General features: G+C 63.2%; 20 protein-coding genes. 10 read left to right on the forward strand and 10 right to left on the reverse strand.

Annotated elements, in window-relative coordinates; genetic code table 11:
* Window positions 1–58 precede the first annotated feature (58 nt).
* Window positions 59–1,060, reverse strand: a complete 1,002-nt coding sequence (locus tag EJ068_RS02900) for a fatty acid desaturase (protein ID WP_127251194.1) — start codon at window positions 1,058–1,060, stop codon at window positions 59–61.
* A 249-nt stretch (window positions 1,061–1,309) separates the two neighbouring features.
* Between EJ068_RS02900 and EJ068_RS02905 the strand changes: the two genes are divergently transcribed.
* Window positions 1,310–2,167 (forward strand): helix-turn-helix transcriptional regulator, encoded by an 858-nt coding sequence (locus tag EJ068_RS02905; protein WP_127251195.1) that lies wholly within the window; start codon window positions 1,310–1,312, stop codon window positions 2,165–2,167.
* A gap of 164 nt (window positions 2,168–2,331) precedes the next feature.
* Window positions 2,332–3,348 carry a betaine--homocysteine S-methyltransferase gene (bmt, locus tag EJ068_RS02910; RefSeq protein WP_126082185.1) on the forward strand — a complete coding sequence of 339 codons (1,017 nt, stop codon included), beginning with the start codon at window positions 2,332–2,334 and terminating at the stop codon, window positions 3,346–3,348.
* Between the two features lie 9 nt (window positions 3,349–3,357).
* Here the strand turns inward: bmt and EJ068_RS02915 are convergent, their stop codons facing one another.
* The 6 genes from EJ068_RS02915 to EJ068_RS02940 form a co-directional block, all read right to left on the reverse strand.
* The gene (locus EJ068_RS02915) at window positions 3,358–3,630 is read right to left on the reverse strand and encodes a hypothetical protein (RefSeq protein WP_245463328.1); all 273 of its coding nucleotides are present in this window, start codon (window positions 3,628–3,630) and stop codon (window positions 3,358–3,360) included.
* Window positions 3,631–3,852: 222 nt separating this feature from the next.
* Window positions 3,853–6,045 carry a VWA domain-containing protein gene (locus tag EJ068_RS02920; protein ID WP_127251196.1) on the reverse strand — a complete coding sequence of 731 codons (2,193 nt, stop codon included), beginning with the start codon at window positions 6,043–6,045 and terminating at the stop codon, window positions 3,853–3,855.
* A 2-nt stretch (window positions 6,046–6,047) separates the two neighbouring features.
* Window positions 6,048–6,605 (reverse strand): RNA polymerase sigma factor, encoded by a 558-nt coding sequence (locus EJ068_RS02925; RefSeq protein ID WP_126082183.1) that lies wholly within the window; start codon window positions 6,603–6,605, stop codon window positions 6,048–6,050.
* A 179-nt stretch (window positions 6,606–6,784) separates the two neighbouring features.
* Entirely contained in the window at window positions 6,785–7,516 is a 732-nt protein-coding gene (locus tag EJ068_RS02930) for a dienelactone hydrolase family protein (protein ID WP_127251197.1), read from the reverse strand.
* A 104-nt stretch (window positions 7,517–7,620) separates the two neighbouring features.
* Window positions 7,621–8,310 (reverse strand): 4Fe-4S dicluster domain-containing protein, encoded by a 690-nt coding sequence (locus EJ068_RS02935; protein ID WP_127251198.1) that lies wholly within the window; start codon window positions 8,308–8,310, stop codon window positions 7,621–7,623.
* A gap of 89 nt (window positions 8,311–8,399) precedes the next feature.
* Window positions 8,400–9,974, reverse strand: coding sequence for a trimethylamine methyltransferase family protein (locus tag EJ068_RS02940; protein ID WP_127251199.1), 1,575 nt, complete (start codon window positions 9,972–9,974; stop codon window positions 8,400–8,402).
* Between the two features lie 273 nt (window positions 9,975–10,247).
* On the opposite strand from EJ068_RS02940, the gene EJ068_RS02945 reads away from it, so the two are divergent.
* Window positions 10,248–10,946, forward strand: a complete 699-nt coding sequence (locus EJ068_RS02945; RefSeq protein WP_126082179.1) for a B12-binding domain-containing protein — start codon at window positions 10,248–10,250, stop codon at window positions 10,944–10,946.
* An 83-nt stretch (window positions 10,947–11,029) separates the two neighbouring features.
* Here EJ068_RS02945 and EJ068_RS02950 read toward each other — a convergent pair whose 3' ends face one another.
* Window positions 11,030–11,164, reverse strand: a complete 135-nt coding sequence (locus EJ068_RS02950) for an entericidin A/B family lipoprotein (RefSeq protein ID WP_042645015.1) — start codon at window positions 11,162–11,164, stop codon at window positions 11,030–11,032.
* Window positions 11,165–11,217: 53 nt separating this feature from the next.
* Between EJ068_RS02950 and EJ068_RS02955 the strand changes: the two genes are divergently transcribed.
* A complete protein-coding gene (locus EJ068_RS02955) occupies window positions 11,218–11,847 on the forward strand; it encodes a DUF1638 domain-containing protein (RefSeq protein ID WP_127251200.1) in 630 nt (209 codons plus the stop codon).
* Window positions 11,848–11,852: 5 nt separating this feature from the next.
* Here EJ068_RS02955 and EJ068_RS02960 read toward each other — a convergent pair whose 3' ends face one another.
* A complete protein-coding gene (locus tag EJ068_RS02960) occupies window positions 11,853–12,767 on the reverse strand; it encodes an NAD(P)-dependent oxidoreductase (RefSeq protein WP_127251201.1) in 915 nt (304 codons plus the stop codon).
* Window positions 12,768–12,889: 122 nt separating this feature from the next.
* Here EJ068_RS02960 and EJ068_RS02965 point away from each other — a divergent pair, with 122 nt between their 5' ends.
* The 6 genes from EJ068_RS02965 (at window position 12,890) to EJ068_RS02990 (ending at window position 17,566) form a co-directional block, all read left to right on the forward strand.
* On the forward strand, window positions 12,890–13,465 hold the full coding sequence (locus tag EJ068_RS02965) for a DUF4893 domain-containing protein (protein WP_127251202.1): 576 nt from the start codon (window positions 12,890–12,892) through the stop codon (window positions 13,463–13,465).
* A 93-nt stretch (window positions 13,466–13,558) separates the two neighbouring features.
* Window positions 13,559–14,341: a formyl transferase gene (locus EJ068_RS02970; RefSeq protein ID WP_127251203.1), complete on the forward strand. Its 783-nt coding sequence runs from the start codon at window positions 13,559–13,561 to the stop codon at window positions 14,339–14,341.
* 135 nt (window positions 14,342–14,476) lie between these two features.
* Window positions 14,477–14,779 carry a virulence factor gene (locus EJ068_RS02975; RefSeq protein ID WP_041003951.1) on the forward strand — a complete coding sequence of 101 codons (303 nt, stop codon included), beginning with the start codon at window positions 14,477–14,479 and terminating at the stop codon, window positions 14,777–14,779.
* Entirely contained in the window at window positions 14,772–15,362 is a 591-nt protein-coding gene (locus EJ068_RS02980) for a methylenetetrahydrofolate reductase C-terminal domain-containing protein (protein WP_127251204.1), read from the forward strand. Before EJ068_RS02975 ends, EJ068_RS02980 begins: the two co-directional genes overlap by 8 nt.
* Entirely contained in the window at window positions 15,359–16,450 is a 1,092-nt protein-coding gene (locus EJ068_RS02985; protein ID WP_127251205.1) for a methylenetetrahydrofolate reductase, read from the forward strand. The genes EJ068_RS02980 and EJ068_RS02985 overlap by 4 nt, the downstream gene beginning before the upstream one ends.
* 141 nt (window positions 16,451–16,591) lie before the next feature.
* Window positions 16,592–17,566: a methyltetrahydrofolate cobalamin methyltransferase gene (locus EJ068_RS02990; protein WP_126082173.1), complete on the forward strand. Its 975-nt coding sequence runs from the start codon at window positions 16,592–16,594 to the stop codon at window positions 17,564–17,566.
* A gap of 79 nt (window positions 17,567–17,645) precedes the next feature.
* Here EJ068_RS02990 and EJ068_RS02995 read toward each other — a convergent pair whose 3' ends face one another.
* Window positions 17,646–17,888, reverse strand: coding sequence for a hypothetical protein (locus EJ068_RS02995; protein ID WP_245463329.1), 243 nt, complete (start codon window positions 17,886–17,888; stop codon window positions 17,646–17,648).
* Between the last annotated feature and the right edge of the window lie 22 nt (window positions 17,889–17,910).

Genomic DNA, 17,910 nt, shown 5'->3' on the forward strand with positions numbered 1-17,910 from the left:
CAGGCGACCTTCGGCGCCTGCGTTCCGCCACGAAAAAAGCGGGCGCGGAAAGTCGAAATTACTCTTTCGGCGGCTCGGCTGGAACCGGCGCCGTGCCAAGCCCGCTCACATTGCGTGCCCTGACGCGCGGCTTGAAGGCGCGGCCCAGCTCCGGCGTGCGCCGCAACACCGGATGGACGACCGGCTCCTTGGCCTTGAAAGCGTGGGCCTTGAGCATCGCGAAATAGTTCGGATAGGCATAACCGTTGTTCATCCGCAGCCACTCTTCGCGGCGCTCGCGAAACAACTTTGGCAACCTATACCAGGCAATGGTCGGGCTCTTGTGATGAATGAAATGCAGATTGTTGTTCAGGAACAGGAAGGAGAGCGGCGAACGCTCGACGATCACCGTGCGCCCCTCCGGATGCTCCGACCACTGGTGCTCCGCATAGGTGCGGATCGAGATCAGCGATTGGCCGAACCACACCGGCACCAGGATATAGAGCCAGAGCGGAATGCCGAAGCCAAACGTGACGATCGGCACCGCAACCGCGAGACCGATGGCATGCAGCAGCCAAGCCTTGCGGATCACCTTGTCGCCGGCAAGGATCTGCTTGGCGTCGTCGATGAAGAAGCCGACCGAGGACAGCAACGGTCCGAGAATGAAGCGGCCGACCATCGTGTTGTTGATCTTGAGCAGAAGCTTCATTGTCGGCGGCAGTTCCTCGTGCATCCAGAGCGCCTGGTAATAGCTCTCCGGATCGTCGAGCGGATCGGTCAGCCGCTCGTCCGCGTGATGACGAAGGTGGATGGTCTTGAAGCGGCGGAACGGCCAGACCATGCCGATCGGCAAAAAGACGAAGGCTTCATTGATCCTGGCGTTGCGGGTCGGATGGCCGTGCGACACCTCATGCATCAGCGAGGATTGCAGAGCCAGGATAAAGGGCAGGATGGCAAGCGCCAAAAGCGGATAAGATGGCCACAGCAGGAAGCCTATTGCGAACCACGCACCGTAGCAGAAGAGAATGAGACAGACTGTCGGCCATTCGATTGCCGGTGCGTTGCTGCGTCTCTTGTTCATGCCGGTATTCGTGCTTGCCATGCTATCGACCACTGCCTTCCAGTCGCCGGAACCAACTCGATTCCTGACAGCATTGTGTCAGGAGCCTATCGTTGCCGCAACGCGACAAAGCGCACAAACTGTTGCGAGTGCGCATTTTCAGCCGCATATGTTATACATTGTAAACAAACATGGGGATTCATTTCCGCCTGAGCCACGTTCAAGACGCTCCGGGCGCAAATTTTTCCTCTCCGAAGCAGGAGCAGCGTGATGGACAAGCGCGATCTGTCGACTCTCTTCCGGGAGCGGTTGAAAATGCTCTTGACACGATCCGACCTCAACCAGTCGGCCTTCGCGGCCGCGGTCGGCATCGACCGCTCGGCATTGTCGCAGCTCCTGTCAGGCGCCTCGACCCGCCTGCCCCGTGCCGAGACGCTTCTCAACGTAGCGGCCGAGTTCAAAGTGTCGCTCGACTGGCTGCTGGGCCTCTCCCAGGACGAGGGGGTCACCGGCGAAATTAGAGAGAGCCTGGAGATCGAGGAGGCGCCGGACGGTTTTGACCGCACGCTGCTCGCCAAGTGGCACGCCGAGGCGGCAGGCACGAAAATCCGCTACGTGCCGGCAGGCATCCCTGACCTTCTGCGCACCGAGGCGCTGATCGAATATGAGGCCGGCATCACCAACAAGAGCCGCGAGGCGCAGGCCGGCGAAACGCAATACCGCATCGACTATACAAGGCGGCCGGAGACCGACATGGAGGTCTGCATGCCGCGCCACACGCTGGAGATCTTCGCGCGCGGCCTCGGCGTCTGGGATCGTTTTCCCGAAGCCGACCGCCGTGCTCAGTTGCTGCACATGGCAGCCCTCCTCGACGACCTCTACCCGACCTTCCGCCTGTTCCTCTATGACGGACGCATGCGCTATTCGATCCCCTACACGATCTTCGGCCCCTACCGCGCCGCGATCTATGTCGGCGACATGTATCTGGTGTTGAACGCGACCCAGCCGATCCGCACCCTCACCAGCCATTTCGACAATCTGATCCGCGCCGCCGACATCAATGCGCATGAGGCGGCGAGCTTCGCGCAGAAGCTGGCCGCGACGTCTTTCCCGTCAGGCTCGGTCTGAGCGCTTGCCTGCCCGGTCGGCCACCATCCAACCCATGGTGAGGCCTGCATCGAAATCGAGGTCGAGATCAATCCGGCCTAAGGTCTTCTCGGCCGCAAACGCGTTGACTGGACATAAAGACTTCTTTATATCGTTATTTGAGTTCGAACACGAAAGCCAAAGCTATGACCGCGACCAACCCGATTGACGCCCTGCTTGCCGAAAAGGGTGTGCTCCTGGCCGACGGCGCCACCGGCACCAATCTGTTCGCCATGGGTCTCGAGGCCGGCGAAGCGCCCGAGTTGCTTAATGAAACTTCGCCCGAGACGATTGCCAGCCTGCATCAGAATTTCGTCGATGCCGGCGCCGACATCATCCTGACCAACTCCTTCGGCGGCACCCGCCATCGACTCAAGCTGCATCATGCGCAGGATCGCGTGCACGAGTTGAACAAGCGCGCCGCTGAGATCGCCCGCTCCGTCGCCGACAAGGCCGGCCGCAAGGTGATCGTCGCCGGCTCCGTCGGCCCGACCGGCGAGTTGCTGGTGCCGCTCGGCGCCCTGACCTATGACGATGCCGTCGATGCCTTCGCCGAGCAGATCGAGGGTCTCAAGGCCGGCGGCGCCGAAGTCGCCTGGGTCGAGACCATGTCGGCGCCCGACGAGATCCGCGCCGCGGCCGAAGCCGCCATCCGCGTCGGCCTGCCCTATACCTATACTGGTTCCTTCGACACCGCCGGCCGCACCATGATGGGCCTGCTGCCGAAGGACATCCACGCCGTTGCCGACGGCCTGTCGCAGGCCCCGCTCGGTGTCGGCGCCAATTGCGGCGTCGGCGCTTCCGATATCCTCGCTTCGCTGCTCGACATGACCGAGGCGAAGCCGGAGGCGACCGTGATCGTCAAGGGCAATTGCGGCATTCCGGAATTCCGCGGCAGTGAAATTCACTATTCAGGCACGCCGGAGTTGATGTCCGATTATGTGCGGCTGGCGGTCGATGCCGGCGCCAAGATCGTTGGCGGCTGCTGCGGCACCTCCTTCGCCCACCTTGCCGCCATGCGCAAGGCGCTCGACGGCCACACCAAGGCCGAGCGCCCGACCGTCGCGACGATCGTCGAGCGCATCGGTCCGATGCGCAACAAGACCGCAAGCGCCGGGGACAGCGGCGAAGGCAGGCGCGAACGCAGGCGCAGCCGCGCCTGACGGGCCTGTCTATTTGCTGTTTTCGGCGTAGCGCGACAGCGCGGTGTTGAAATCGACGACGTTCTCGGAATTCATTGTCGCCAGCGCGCCCGACGCGCCCGGATCGCTGATCTGTTCCAGCATGACGCGAAAACGATCGTTGTTGAGCGCCGAAAGCGCCGTGTTGCGGGCGGCATCGACATCGCTTCGAATTCGCGCCGAATCAGCCGAAGCCGCTGACGACCCCCGCACCGGCGCATTGGCCGCCGTCGCGTTCGCATTGCCGATTGTCGTGATATGCACTGCTGGTCCCTCAAATCTATCAGCACTGACTAAACAGACGCTGATTGCAATGATGTTCCGGAAAAGCCGCGCAATTTAACGATTGCAAAAAGGCCGACGGGACAACGCATGTCGCCCAGAAGTGTGCAGCGGTTCTGGGGCAACGACATGCATCAAAAAACCTAAGCGCGTCGCACCCGCGACGCGCTTAGTCCCGCCGGCCGTCGTTCAATTCGCAACGCCCTATTTACTACCGTCCAGCGATGAGGCCAGGCGCACCAGCGACAGGAACTCCGCCCTGTAGCCGAACGGATCGGCGCCGCGCGCGGCGTCGGCGATCTCGGCGATGCGGTCATAGCCGAAATTCGCCGTCTGGTCCTCGTCGCGCAGCTTCTGCCCGAAGGCCGCGACGGCCACCGAGAAGCGCTGGTCGGCGCCGGCCGAGTCGAAGGACGAGACCTCATTGGCGGCGGTCACCGGCGTGGTGATCAGCTTCGAGACATTCTCGCTCGGCAGCTTGTAGCGGATCTTGACGAAGGCATATTCGTCGGCATTGGCGACGCCGCCATTGTCGACCTTGGCCTGGCCGTAGCGCAGCGGATCGACCTGCTCGCCGCCGCTCCCTTTCGGCGTGATTTCATAGACCGCCGTCACCGAATGGCCCGAACCGATATCGCCGGCATCGACGCGGTCATTGTTGAAATCCTCGCGGTTGAGGGCTCGGGTCTCATAACCGATGAGACGGTATTCGGAGACCTTGGCCGGATTGAACTCGACCTGGATCTTGACGTCCTTGGCGATGGTGAACAGCGTCGAGGAGGCATCCTCGACCAGCACCTTCTCGGCTTCGGCCAAAGTGTCGATATAGGCGGCCGTGCCGTTGCCGTTCTGGGCAATGGTCTGCATCATCTGGTCGTTGAGATTGCCGCGCCCGAAACCGAACACCGAGAGGAAGACGCCGGTCTTGCGCTCCTTCTCGATCGTTTGCTTGAGATCGTCGTCATCGGTCTGGCCGACATTGAAGTCGCCGTCGGTGGCGAGCATCACGCGGTTGACGCCGTCCTTGACGAAGGATTGCTGCGCAAGCTTGTAGGCTTCGCGGATGCCTTCCTCACCGGCCGTCGATCCGCCGGGCTCGAGATTATCGATGGCCGCAAGGATTTTCTGCTTTTCCGCCGCCTTGGTCGGCATCAGCACCGTGCCGGCATTGCCGGCATAGGTGACGATCGAGACGGTGTCGTCGGGCTTGAGCTTGCTGACCAGCAGGCGAAAGGCGGATTTGAGCAGCGGCAGCTTGTCCGGCTCGTCCATCGAGCCCGACACATCGATCAGGAAGACGAGGTTGGCCTTGGGCTGCTCGGCCGGCTTCACGTCGAAACCCTTGATCGCGACATGCATGAGCTTGGTGTGCTCGTTCCACGGCGTCGGCATGACGGTGACTGTCGAGTTGAACGGCGTCGCGGCCGAATCCGGACCCTTCCAGTCGTAGGGGAAGTAATTGATCATTTCCTCGACCCGGACGGTGTCCGGATCAGGCAGGCTGCCTTCCTTCAGGGAGCGCCGCACGAAGGAATAGGAAGCCGTGTCGACATCGATCGAGAAGGTCGAGACCGGGTCCTGCGCCGTTTCATGCACCGGATTGGTCTTGAAAGTCTCGATGCGGTCGCGGTTTTCCTCCTGCGGCTGCATCTGGTCAGCCGGCATGGGCGCGGGCTGCACCATCAGCTTGGAATCGGCCATTGCCGGAGGAGACGCCGGGATCGCCGCCGCTACCCCTGCCGGCGCCTTGTCGGCTCGCTCCAACTCGTCGGCGCTCCGCTTGGGGGAATAGCCCGCAATTACCCCGACCCCGTCCTTACCGCCGGTTGCGAGTTGGCCACTCTCGGCTGGCGCGGGTTGCAGGGCGGGCTCGGCTTCGGGCGTTGCCTCCTGCTTGAGCAGGTTGTCGACCTCGGTCGCCGGCTTGGGCGGCGTTGCCGGCACCATTTGTGAATTGGTCCGGGTCTCCGCGTCCGCGCCGGTCTTCTTCTCCTTCGCCGGCGCAGCCGGCAGCGGCTCGTTGATCGCCGGTTGCATCGGCGCGGGCTTCTGCGCTACCGGCTTGTCGGCCACCGTCTCGGTGACCTTGCCGTTGCCGTTAATGAAGGGCGGCTGTTCCTTCAGCATCTCGAAAGCGGCATATCCGGCGATAGGCAGTGCGACCAGCGCGGTGATGGCCGGCGTGGCAATGAGTTTCCGTTGCATGATGTCTCTCCAGAGCTTTTGTGCTCGCTCCGTGAGACGAAGGCCTGCGGACGTTCCTTGGGGGGCCGTCGAAGTTTTTTCATCGAGGTCGAACGCCTGCATTGCGGCGGCCATCGCACGCGCCTTCGCTTCGCCGTCCGGCGCCGGCACAGCGATGTCACGCAGCCTTTCGAGTTCGTTGTCGTCGACCATGGTCACACTTCCCCGGCTGAACGCATCAGCAGCTTCAACCGTTTCTTCGCTTCATGGATGTGCCAGGAAACCGTCGTCTCCGAGATCGCCATCACCTCCGCCGCCGCCGCGTGGTTGAGACCTTCGCCATAGACGAGCAGCACCGCATCGCGTTGCTTGTCCGGCAGCAGCCGCACCGCCGTCCACAACGCATCGGCGGGATCGTCCGCTGGCACCTCGCCCGCGATCGACGCATAGGCGCCATAGGCATCGGCCTTGGCGGTATCGCGGGCGCGCTTGCGCATCATGTCGCGCGAAGCATTCAGCGTCATGGCATAGAGCCATGTCGTGAAGGCGCCATTGCCCTGATAGTCGCGGATCGCGCGGCCGAGCCGCACGCAGACATCCTGAGCAATGTCCTCGGCGTCGGCCTTCCTGCCGCACCAGCGATAGGCGGCGCGATAGACGAAGCCATAGTGCCTTTCGACCAGTTTGCCGAAAGCCCCCCTGTCTCCGCCCCTCGCCCGCCCGATCAACTCGGCATCGGAGGCTTCGCTGTCGTCCAGCATCATCGCCGTCATTTGCCCGTTGGACGAAGGCTAATGGCCAATCCTTGGGGCGATGAAAAGATTTTTTTGCGGCACCACTTTTTCCTTCTCTCCGTTCCACGGGGAGAAGGTGCCCGAAGGGCGGATGAGGGGCGGCGCGGACATTCGAAGGCTCGCGCTAGGCCACGCGCACTACAATCCGAGACCGAAACTCAGCCCAGCGTCTCTTTGAAAAACGTCGTCAGCCGCTTCCAGTGGCGTTCAGCCCCCGCCTCGTCATAGACGCTATGATCCGGCACGCACCAGCCATGGCCGACGCCGACATAGTTCTCGATCGTATGGTCGACCTCTGCCACCCTGAGCGCCTCCGCCAGCCGCGCCGACTGCTCGGGCGGGAAGCTATGATCGACGCCGGCGACGCCGACATAGACGCGCGCCTTGATCGAAGCCGCCTTGCGATGCGGGCTGTCGGCCGCTTCGCTGGCCAGATTACCGCCATGGAAGCTTGCCGCGGCAACGATCCGGTCCGGATAGCTCGCCGCCGCGTTCAACGCCCGCGCGCCGCCCATGCAATAGCCGACGACGCCAATCGGTCCGTAAATGCCCTCGGCCGCGAACGCGTCGAGGAAGGCGCTGCCGTCGCGGATGGTCATGCCCTGCGTCGTACCGCCGCTCAGCATCAACAGCAGGGCCTTGGTCTTTGCCTCGGTGAACGCGGTTTTGGGATCGAACGGGCCATAGGGCGCATAGCGGTAGAAGAGATCGGGCACCAGCACGGCATAGCCATGCCCAGCGAGGCGCTCCGCCATCTGGTCGAGCACCGGACGCGGACCGAAAATATCCATGTAGAGGATGATTCCGGCCTTGGCCGGCGCGGCTGGACGAAACAGCCGAGCCTTCGCCGTGCCGTCCTGGGTCTTGATCTCGATGTCCTGCTTCGTCATTGCGCGCTCCGCCGGTTGCCAGGCGATAGATATCCGCACTGCCCGCCAGGGCAAGCCGCAACCTTTCGATCGCGGTCAAGTTTCCGTGCGGTTCGGAAGAATGTCTACACCCGGGCGAACGCCGCCATATGGAAGGCCTGGACATCGGCCGGATAGCGATACTCAGCGCCATAGGGACAGGCGTTGCGGTCGAGGCAGCCGCCGCTCCGGCAGGGCTCGCCTCGCGGTCCGCGCACATGCGCCAGGCACGCCTGGTGCGCAAAGCCATCCACCGAATAGGCGTCCACCGGACAGGATTTCAGGCAGGGTTTTTCGACGCATGTGTCGCAAAGATGAATCGCTGCATGAGGTTCGGGAACAGAAATCTTGTCCTCGAACAGCAACGCGCCGCGATAGGCGTGCCAAAGCCCATACTGAGGATGCATGAGGATGCCCAGCGGCGACGGCCTCAGCCCTTCCGCCCGCATCGCCCATTGCTGGAACGGCAGGTAAGGCCGGTCTGAAGGCGAAACGGCACGCGCGCCGAATTCCTTCGCCACGGCGCCAATCACCTCGAGCGACCAGCTGTCGAGCGGGTTGGCGACGGGCCGAGGCTGTCCCTCGAGCCAGCGTTGGAAATATGGCCATGGCGCCGCGCCCGCCTGTCCAACAAGGAGCACCGATTTGGCTGGAAAGCCGGAAAGTCCGGCTGGCGCCATCTCATCGTCGCCGAAGGTGAAACCGCCGCGAAGGATCAGGCCACTGGCCGCGAGCTCGGCCGCAATCACCTCGACCCGAGCGCGGGAAAAAGTCATCCCTTCCGGTCCGGGTCGGAGAACGCGCTCCGCCAGACTTCCTTATGGATGATGTCGGCCACTTTAGCCCGGCCTGAATCGGGCTCCTTTCACGTGAAGGCGTCGGGCATCGAGCCTTTCTTCTTGGCGATGAACTCCTTCAGCGCCTCGTCGATGGCCGGATCGAGATGCGGCGCTTCGTAGCTTTCCAGCCAGCGGCGGGCGAGCTCGTTGGCGCGCTGCGGCGCGGTCTTCTCGCCCTCGGCCAGCCACTGCTCGTAGGAATTGTTGTCGGCGATGTTGGAGCGGTAGAAGGCCGTCTGGAAATTCGCCTGGGTGTGGTCGCAGCCGAGATAGTGGCTGCCCGGACCGACCTGGCGGATGGCGTCCATCGCCTGGCCGTTTTCCGACAGGTCGACGCCCTCGGCAAACTTCTGCTGCATGCCGAGCTGGTCGATATCCATCATGAATTTCTCGTAGCAGGAGGCGAGACCGCCCTCGAGCCAGCCCGCCGAATGCAGCACGAAATTGGTGCCGGCAAGGATCGTCGAGTTGAGCGTGTTGGCGCTCTCATAGGCCGCTTGCGCATCCGGAACCTTCGAGGCGCAGAGCGAGCCGCCGGTGCGGAACGGCAGGCCGAGCCGCCGCGCCAGTTGCGCCGCGCCGTAGGAGACCAGCGACGGCTCCGGCGTGCCGAAGGTCGGCGCGCCCGACTGCATCGAGATCGACGAGGCGAAGGTGCCGAACAGCACCGGCGCGCCGGGCTTGATCAGCTGCGTGAACGAGGCGCCGGCGAGCACTTCGGCCAACACCTGCGTCAGCGTGCCGGCGACCGTCACCGGGCTCATCGCGCCGGCCAGGATGAACGGGGTGACGATGCAGGCCTGATTGTGGCGCGAATAGACTTTCAGCGCGCCGAGCATGGTTTCGTCGAAGACCATCGGCGAGTTGGCGTTGATCAGGCTGGTCAGCACCGTGTTGTTCTCGACGAAGTCGTCGCCAAACACGAGCTTGGCCATCGCCACCGTGTCCTCGGCCCGCTCCGGCGCGGTCACAGAGCCCATGAACGGCTTGTCCGAGTACCGGATATGCGCGTAGATCATGTCGAGATGGCGCTTGTTGACCGGCACGTCGACCGGCTCGCACACCGTGCCGCCCGAATGGTGGATCGACGGCGCCATATAGGCGAGCTTCACGAAATTCTGGAAATCCTCGATCGTCGCGTAGCGGCGGTTGCCGTCGAGGTCGCGCACGAAGGGCGGGCCGTAGACCGGCGCGAACACGGTCGCATTGCCGCCGATCTGCACCGAACGCTCCGGGTTGCGCGCATGCTGGGTGTAGATCGAAGGCGCGGTCTTCAAGAGCGAGCGGCAGAGCCCCTTGGGGAAATGCACACGCTCGCCCTTGACGTCTGCGCCCGCTTCCTTCCACAGCGCCAGCGCCTCGGCGTCATCGCGAAAGATGATGCCGATCTCTTCCAGCACCGTGTCGGTGTTCTTCTCGATCAGCGCCAGGCCTTCCTCGTTGAGGACCTCATAGACGTTGATCTTGCGCTTGATGTAGGTGAGCTGGGTGCCCGGACCGCCGCCTGAACGGGCTGCCCGGCGTGCCGCCGCGCCGCCGCTGGCGCCGCGACCGCGTCGTCCACCCGGCGCTTCCTGCTCGACTGCCGCGTTATCGCTCATGATCGTTCTTCCTGTAACTTGGCCTGAATTGGCTGGGGCGGCCCGTCGCTACCGCCTCTTGCCTGGATCGTAGCCATGCACCCTATTGGAAACGGCCAGCCAGCGCCAACGCCTGTCGCAAAATCGACAAGAAAAGCGTCAATTTTTCAGTCGCTTTCCTTTTGCGGGAAGTCGCAAATCAGCTATGGCTAGCTTGCCCTCGCGGGTTAGGTATTGGCGCATCGATTTTTAGGCTGCCGCAGTCATTCCGAGCAGCAAGGAGCCCGAGGAAAAATGGCCGACGACGAGATCATCCTTTCCGAGCTTTCCGATGAGGAGCTTGTGCAACAGATGCACGACGACCTCTATGACGGTCTGAAGGAAGAAATCGAGGAAGGCACGCATATCCTTCTCGAGCGCAATTGGGCGCCTTACAAGGTGCTGACCGAGGCGCTGGTCGAAGGCATGCGCATCGTCGGCGAGGATTTCCGCGACGGTATCCTGTTTGTGCCGGAAGTGCTGCTCTCGGCCAACGCCATGAAGGCCGGCATGGCTATCCTTCGTCCGCTGCTCGCCGCCACCGGCGCGCCGAAGCAGGGCAAGATGGTGATCGGCACCGTCAAGGGCGACATCCACGACATCGGCAAGAACCTCGTCGGCATGATGATGGAAGGCGCCGGCTTCGACGTCATCGACCTCGGCATCAACAACGCGGTCGAGAAATATCTCGACGCCATCGAGCAGCACCAGCCCGACATCATCGGCATGTCGGCGCTGCTCACCACCACCATGCCCTATATGAAGGTCGTCATCGACACGATGAAGGAAAAGGGCATCCGCGACGATTATGTCGTCCTGGTCGGCGGCGCGCCGCTCAATGAGGAGTTCGGCAAGGCCGTCGGCGCCGACGCCTATTGCCGCGACGCCGCGGTGGCGGTCGAGACGGCCAAGGACTTCATGAAGCGCAAGCACAACGTTCGCGCTTCCGCCTGATACGAGGCATCAGGATGAACCTAAAAAAAGCCGCGCCTTGCAGCGCGGCTTTTTTGTTACCAGATGATGGAAAAGGCTGCCGATCAGTTGACAGTGTCCTTGACCGCCCTCGCCGTCGATTTCACGTCCTTGCCGACGCCCCGGATGGTGTTGGCGCAAGCGGTGAGCGCAAGCGCGCAGGCCAGGATGGCGATCGGCGCGACGCGTAGCAGTTTCATGAACAGTGTCTCCCTCGACAGATATTAAGCCCCGCAGCGAAAGCCGGCCCGACTTGGTCAAGACGCAAAAAACGGAACCGAATCAAACAGACAGGCTGCTCGTCATCGCCTGCGGGATGATTGCGCGCGAAGTTTTGGCCGTCAAGCAACAGCTAAAGCTCGACCATCTCGAGCTGACCTGCCTGCCGGCTGAGTTCCATTTCTATCCGGACCGCATCGCGCCGGCGATGGACAAGGCGATCGAGAAGGCCAAGGCGGAAGGCTACGATCACATCTTCGTCGGCTATGCCGACTGCGGCACGGGCGGCCTGCTCGACCGCGTCATCGAGAAGCACGGCGTCGAGCGCATGGCCGGGCCGCACTGCTTTGCCTTCTACCAGGGCATGGAGGCCTATGCGAAGGTCGCCGACGGCGACATGATGTCGTTCTACATGACCGACTTCCTCTGCCGCCAGTTCGAGGCCTTCTTCATCAAGCCGCTCGGCCTCGACCGGCATCCCGAGCTGATCAAGGACTATTTCGGCAATTACGAGAAGCTGATCTATCTTGCCCAGACCGACGATCCGGAACTCGACAAGGTCGCCGAGAAGGCTGCGGTTATGCTCGGCCTCGCGTACGAGCGCCGCCGGACTGGCTATGGTGATCTGACGAGCGAACTGGCGCGGGTGGCAACCGGCGCCTGACGGCTTCACGCCTCCGCTTCGAGCGCCGCCAATACATCGGCAAAACTTGTCTTGCAGACGAAGCCGAGTCGCTCCCCCGCCCGCGAGGGATCGTAGACGCGGTCGATCGACGAAAACATCGTCCAGCCCTTCCTCGCATAGAGCCCGGGATAATCCGGGAAATAGCGCGCGACAACCGATGGCGCGTCGGCGATGAGCTCGGCGCAGTCCAGCGGCCGGAACGGAGTCGGCGCCGAGATGATAAACGTGTCGAACCCGAGCAGCGGAGCTGTCTCCAGCGCCGCGACATGAGCCTCCGCGGCATCCTCCACCGTCAGCCGGCGAAACAGCAATTCGTTGGCCTTGGTGTTGGCGTCTGACTGCTCGATCGCATGCGCCATATCGTCCGCTTCGGGAAAGAAGCGTCCGGTGCGCAGCACCACGACCGGCAATCCATGCTGAAGGTTATAAAGACGGCACAGATGCTCGGCGGAAAGCTTCGTCACGCCATAAATGTTGCGCGGCTCCGGCGACATCTCCTCCGTCAGCCAGGCCGCCTTGCGCGCGCCGCCCTGGAAGCCGGCGCGGATCGCCTGCGAGATCATCAGCGATGTCGTCGAGGTGAAGACGAAACGCCCGACGCCGTAGGCAACTGCCGCGTCGAGCAGGTTGAGCGTGCCTTGCACATTCGTCGCGACGAAGGCGCTGTTCTCAAAGTGCTCGATGTTTGGCTTGTGCAGCGCGCCGCTGTGAATGATGGCGTCGATTCGGTTGTCGCGGACAGTTCCGAAAACCAGATCGCGATCCGCGACCGAGCCGACGACCTGCGTGCGCGCCGAGGTAACCGGATCGAGGCCGATGACGTCATGGCCGAGCGCTTCGAGCCGTGGCAGAAGCGTGCTGCCCAGCCATCCGGACGATCCCGTGAGCAATATCCGCATCGATCAACCGCCATTTTTGAGCCCACGCTGTTAAGCACGGATGACAGGCGATCGCGAACCGGTAAGTTGTGCGCCAGTGATGAAAAGAACTGTTCCAGCCATCGATTTGAGGAAACGATTTGATGACGCCTCGCCTGCTTTTTGCCGCTCTCGGCCTTATCGCCCTCACCTTGCCCGCCCATGTCAACGGCGAGGTGCAGAAGCTGATCACAGCCGCCGACAAGGCCCGGCTGGATAGATACGGCGAAACGCGCAAGGCGGCTCTTGAGGAGGCAAAGGCCGGCGATCCGGCGGAGGTCAAGCAATTGGATGGTCTGCTCGCCAAGCCGCTTGTCGCCTTCTCCGACAAGGATCTCACCGGCAACTGGAAATGCCGCACCATCAAGGCGGGCGGCTTGAGCCCGCTGATCATCTATGGCTGGTTCAAGTGCAAGGTCACGGACGACGGTTCCGGCTGGCGGCTTGCCAAGATCAGCGGCTCGCAGCGCACGACCGGCCGCTTCTTCGACGACAACGAGAAGCGCTCGATCTATCTCGGCTCGTTTTCGGTCAATGACGACAAGGCCAAGCCCTATGGCAGCGGCCCAGAAAGCGATCAGGTCGGCTACGCCTTCCGCAACAGCGCCAGCGAGTGGCGGATCGAATTCCCCGCGCCCTATTACGAATCGAAGCTCGACATCATGGAATTCAAGCGCTGAGGCGAACCTGGCGGCGGACCGAACGCTTCGGCACACCAAGGATTAACTCGCCCCGCATAGCATGCGCCCCGGTCTTTGGAGCGGGTGCTTGCCATGGCAGCGTCGGAATCGAGTACGCGACCGATCGTCGTCGTCACCGAAGGTGGCCCGCACATCTGGGCCATCGTCAATGCGATTGCTGATCGCGTCGGTCCTGTCAGCGTCATCCTCGAGAACCCTGAATCCAAAAAGCGCCTGCTCATGGGCCGCGCCCGGCGGCAGGGCCGGATCTCGGCCATCGGCCAGCTCGGCACGATGGTGCTGACCAGGCTCGGCAAGCGCTTCCTTGCCGGCCACGCCGAGCGGCTGATCGCCGAGGAAAAGCTCGACACCGAACCGCGGCAGGGCCAGGCGATCATCCACGTGCCCTCAGCCAATGGGCCGGAATGTCTGAAGGAAATCGCCAGCATAGGACCGGGCGTCGTCCTGCTCGCCGGCTGCAGGCTGCTGTCGAAGGGCACGTTGGCCAGGATGCCTTGCCCGGTGCTCAACTATCACGCCGGCATCGCCCCAAAATATCGCGGCATGAATGGCGGCTACTGGGCGCTGGCCTCCGGCGACGCGCAGAACTTCGGCACCACCGTTCACCTGGTCGATGCCGGCGTCGACACCGGCGGCGTGCTGAAGCAGGCGCGCGGCAAGCCGAAGACGGGCGACACGATCGCCAGCTACGCGCTGCGCCAGGCAGCGTTTTCGCGCGATATATGCGTCGAGGCGGTCGGCAATGCGCTGGCTGGCAGGCTGGATACGATCGATCCCGGACTGCCGTCGAAGCAGTGGTATCACCCGACGATCTGGTTCTATCTCTGGACCGGCCTGACCAAGCGCGTCTGGTGATCAGCCGGCGACGGATTCCAGCATTCGCTTTGCGCCATCGCCAGCGTCGCTTTTGAAGGGGCGCGCGTCGTCCCATAACAAGCGGCCCAACGGCGCTTGCGGCAATGCTCCGACATATCGAGGAGTTGAGAATTCATGGCCGATCTGATCGTCGTCTATTGGCGCGACATTCCCGCCCAGGTCATCGTCAAGAAGGGCCGGCAGAACGCCAAGCGCGAGCTGCCGCTGCGCTTCACCGAGGCGATCGACATGTGCGCCATGCGCACCGGCGCTGGCGGCACCGACGACTATCTGGCCGAATGGCGCAAGGCCGACCCGGTTCCGGTCGGCGACGACATCGAGGCCGAGGTCGAGAAGGCCTATCAGGAACTCGACGCGAAATATGACCGCGAGCGGCTGGTCGCTCTGGTCAAGGCTGGCGGGAAAGAAAATGTCTGACAAGCAGCCGGCGGTTACCCAGGCCACGTTGGTCAAGAAGGCAGCGCCAAAATCCGACTACAAGCCTGCCGATGTGTCGCCGCAGCGCCGCGTCCAGCGCACCTTCGCCGTGCGGCTGTGGTCGATCAGGCATTCGCGCTTGCTCGAATGGTTCTACAGCCGGTTTGCCGACGCCTTCCTGCTCTTGCACCCGCTCTGGAAAGGCATCGGCTACAGCCGCGTCGAGGCCCCGGTCAAGTTCGTCGAGAAGCGCGTCAAGGGCTTCATGTTCGACTGCCGTATGTGCGGCCAATGCGTGCTTTCCTCCACCGGCATGTCCTGTCCTATGAACTGCCCCAAGCAGCTGCGCAACGGCCCGTGCGGCGGCGTGCGCGCCAACGGCAATTGCGAGGTCGAGCCGGACATGCCTTGCGTCTGGGTCAAGGCCTGGGAAGGCTCGCGCAATATGGTGCATGGCGACAAGATCCTGACCGTGCAGAAGCCCGTCGATCAGTCGCTGCGCGAAACCTCGGCCTGGCTGCGGGTGACCGCGCAGGCGGCCGCGGCGCGTGAAACGGCACAGAATCCCGGAGCTTCCGCATGACCGCACTTCAGCGCGACGAGAATCCGGCCGGCATCCATCTGCCGCTCGATCCCCTGCCCGGCCACACGTCGCGCGGTCGGCTGGAGCGCGTGCTGCGCCGTGGCGAGTTCGCGGTGACGACCGAGCTCAACCCGCCCGACAGCGCCGACCCGGAAGACGTCTACAACCGCGCCAAGATCTTCGACGGCTGGGTCGACGCCATCAACGCAGTCGACGCCTCGGGCGCCAACTGCCACATGTCCTCGGTCGGCATCTGCGCGCTGCTTACCCGCATGGGCTATGCGCCGATCATGCAGATCGCCTGCCGCGACAAGAACCGCATCGCCATCCAGGGTGACGTGCTCGGCGGCGCCGCCATGGGCGTCGCCAACATGCTTTGCCTCACCGGCGACGGCGTACAGGCCGGCGACCAGCCCGGCGCCAAGCCTGTGTTTGACCTCGATTCCATGTCGCTGCTCGAAACCATCCGCATCATGCGCGACAACGGCAAGTTCCTGTCCGGCCGCAAGCTGACGACGCCGCCGCAGGTCTTCCTCGGCTGCGCGGTCAATCCCTTCGCGCCGCCTTACGACTTCCGCCCGATCCATCTCGGCAAGAAGATCGCCGCCGGGGCGCAATTCGCGCAGACGCAGTACTGTTTTGACGTGCCGATGTTCAAAGCCTTCATGCAGAAGGCGCGCGATCTCGGCCACACCGAAAAGCTCTTCCTGCTCTGCGGCGTCGGGCCGCTCGCTTCCGCCAAGACGGCGAAATGGATCCGCTCCAACGTGCCGGGCATCCATATCCCTGACGCGGTGATCAAGCGGCTGGAAGGCGCGCAGGATCAGAAGAAGGAAGGCAAGCAGCTCTGCATCGACATCATCAACGAGGTGAAGGAAATCCCGGGCGTCGCCGGCATCCATGTGATGGCCTACCGCCAGGAGGAATATGTCGCCGAGATCGTCGATGAATCCGGCGTGCTGAAAGGCCGCCAGCCCTGGAAGCGCGAGATCCGCCGCGATGACCAGCTAGTCGCCGAGCGGCTCGACCACATACTGCACGACGAGATTACCGAAACTCAGGTGGATATGGTGAAGACCGCGCACTGATGTATGTCGCCCAAAAGTGGAACCGGTTTTGGGGCAACGACATACATCAACTTAGAGTCTAGAGCGCGGCCGGCACGCATTCACTTGAACCAAATCAGATAACGATATAAAGAACTCTTTATATCCCGACGGAGAGATCGCATGACCCGCACCATCGTCGCCTCGGCGACCCGAGAAATCGTCATCGGCTTCGATCAGCCCTTCTGCGTGATCGGCGAACGCATCAACCCGACCGGCCGCAAGAAGCTCGCCGCCGAGATGGTGGCCGGCAACTTCGAGACCGTCATCAAGGACGCGCTGGAGCAGGCCGCCTGCGGCGCCACAATGCTCGACGTCAATGCCGGCGTCACCGCCGTCGACCCGAACGCCACCGAGCCGGCGCTTCTGGTGCAGACGCTCGAGATCGTGCAGGGCCTGGTCGATCTGCCGCTGTCGATCGACTCCTCGGTCACCGCAGCGATCGAGGCCGCGCTGAAGGTCGCCAAGGGCCGCCCGCTGGTGAACTCCGTCACCGGCGAGGAAGAAAAGCTCGAGGCTATCCTGCCGCTGGTCAAGAAATACAACGTCCCGGTCGTCGCCATCTCCAACGACGAGACCGGCATCTCGATGGACCCGGATGTCCGCTTCGCCGTCGCCAAGAAAATCGTCGAGCGCTGCGCCGACCACGGCATTCCTTCGCATGACGTCGTCGTCGACCCGCTGGTGATGCCGATCGGGGCGCTGGGCGATGCCGGACGCCAGGTGTTCGCGCTGCTGCGGCGGCTCCGCGAAGAGCTCAAGGTCAACACCACCTGCGGCCTCTCCAACATCTCCTTCGGCCTGCCGCACCGCCACGGCATCAACGCCGCCTTCATCCCGATGGTGATCGGGGCCGGCATGACCTCGGCGATCATGAACCCGGTCCGTCCGCAGGAAATGGAAGCCGTGCGCGGCGCCAATGTGCTGAACGGCACCGACGAGAACTGCACCAACTGGATCCGCACCTACAAGGACTACAAGCCGGCCGAAGGCGGCCACGCCGTTGCCGCTCCGGTCGCGGTCACCGCCCCCGGTGAAGGCGCTGCCGCCGGCGGCCGCCGCCGCGGCGGCCGCGAAGCCCGGATGGCCAGGGGGTAAGCGCGCAATCGTGGGCCGCACCGGAAACAAGGCTGGTCCGATCGCATCGCGGATGCGTTCGGACAGCTCTGCTTTGCGTTCAGGCCATACCCACTATGGCGTCGAACAACGCCATGCCCGCCCACGATCCGAAAATGCCCGTGACGCCGCCGACGATGAAATCATCGTCATAGGCGGGCCAGTACGCGTGCAGCACCAGGGTTCCGACGACCGCGCCGACAATCCCCGTGGCGAGGTACTGGGGATTGCGCAGCCACGAGCCTTTGATCACGCGCACCATGGTGAACGCGGTGAAGATGGCGGAGAGCAGCAGATCCGACATGGTGGGCCCCTGGACCAACGGA

The organism is Mesorhizobium sp. M2A.F.Ca.ET.043.02.1.1 (assembly GCF_003952405.1).
Classification (GTDB): Bacteria; Pseudomonadota; Alphaproteobacteria; order Rhizobiales; family Rhizobiaceae; genus Mesorhizobium.

Excerpts from the sequence above, each read along its gene's own strand:
- EJ068_RS02975 (WP_041003951.1), top strand. The coding sequence starts at position 14,477 with ATGGCCGATCTGATCGTCGTCTATTGGCGCGACATTCCCGCCCAGGTC.
- EJ068_RS02970 (WP_127251203.1), top strand. The coding sequence starts at position 13,559 with ATGGCAGCGTCGGAATCGAGTACGCGACCGATCGTCGTCGTCACCGAA.
- EJ068_RS02925 (WP_126082183.1), bottom strand. The coding sequence starts at position 6,605 with ATGACGGCGATGATGCTGGACGACAGCGAAGCCTCCGATGCCGAGTTG.
- EJ068_RS02990 (WP_126082173.1), top strand. The coding sequence starts at position 16,592 with ATGACCCGCACCATCGTCGCCTCGGCGACCCGAGAAATCGTCATCGGC.
- EJ068_RS02960 (WP_127251201.1), bottom strand. The coding sequence starts at position 12,767 with ATGCGGATATTGCTCACGGGATCGTCCGGATGGCTGGGCAGCACGCTT.
- EJ068_RS02950 (WP_042645015.1), bottom strand. The coding sequence starts at position 11,164 with ATGAAACTGCTACGCGTCGCGCCGATCGCCATCCTGGCCTGCGCGCTT.
- EJ068_RS02930 (WP_127251197.1), bottom strand. The coding sequence starts at position 7,516 with ATGACGAAGCAGGACATCGAGATCAAGACCCAGGACGGCACGGCGAAG.
- EJ068_RS02940 (WP_127251199.1), bottom strand. The coding sequence starts at position 9,974 with ATGAGCGATAACGCGGCAGTCGAGCAGGAAGCGCCGGGTGGACGACGC.
- EJ068_RS02985 (WP_127251205.1), top strand. The coding sequence starts at position 15,359 with ATGACCGCACTTCAGCGCGACGAGAATCCGGCCGGCATCCATCTGCCG.
- EJ068_RS02980 (WP_127251204.1), top strand. The coding sequence starts at position 14,772 with ATGTCTGACAAGCAGCCGGCGGTTACCCAGGCCACGTTGGTCAAGAAG.
- EJ068_RS02920 (WP_127251196.1), bottom strand. The coding sequence starts at position 6,045 with ATGGTCGACGACAACGAACTCGAAAGGCTGCGTGACATCGCTGTGCCG.
- EJ068_RS02900 (WP_127251194.1), bottom strand. The coding sequence starts at position 1,060 with ATGAACAAGAGACGCAGCAACGCACCGGCAATCGAATGGCCGACAGTC.
- EJ068_RS02995 (WP_245463329.1), bottom strand. The coding sequence starts at position 17,888 with ATGTCGGATCTGCTGCTCTCCGCCATCTTCACCGCGTTCACCATGGTG.
- bmt (WP_126082185.1), top strand. The coding sequence starts at position 2,332 with ATGACCGCGACCAACCCGATTGACGCCCTGCTTGCCGAAAAGGGTGTG.
- EJ068_RS02965 (WP_127251202.1), top strand. The coding sequence starts at position 12,890 with ATGACGCCTCGCCTGCTTTTTGCCGCTCTCGGCCTTATCGCCCTCACC.
- EJ068_RS02945 (WP_126082179.1), top strand. The coding sequence starts at position 10,248 with ATGGCCGACGACGAGATCATCCTTTCCGAGCTTTCCGATGAGGAGCTT.
- EJ068_RS02905 (WP_127251195.1), top strand. The coding sequence starts at position 1,310 with ATGGACAAGCGCGATCTGTCGACTCTCTTCCGGGAGCGGTTGAAAATG.
- EJ068_RS02935 (WP_127251198.1), bottom strand. The coding sequence starts at position 8,310 with ATGACTTTTTCCCGCGCTCGGGTCGAGGTGATTGCGGCCGAGCTCGCG.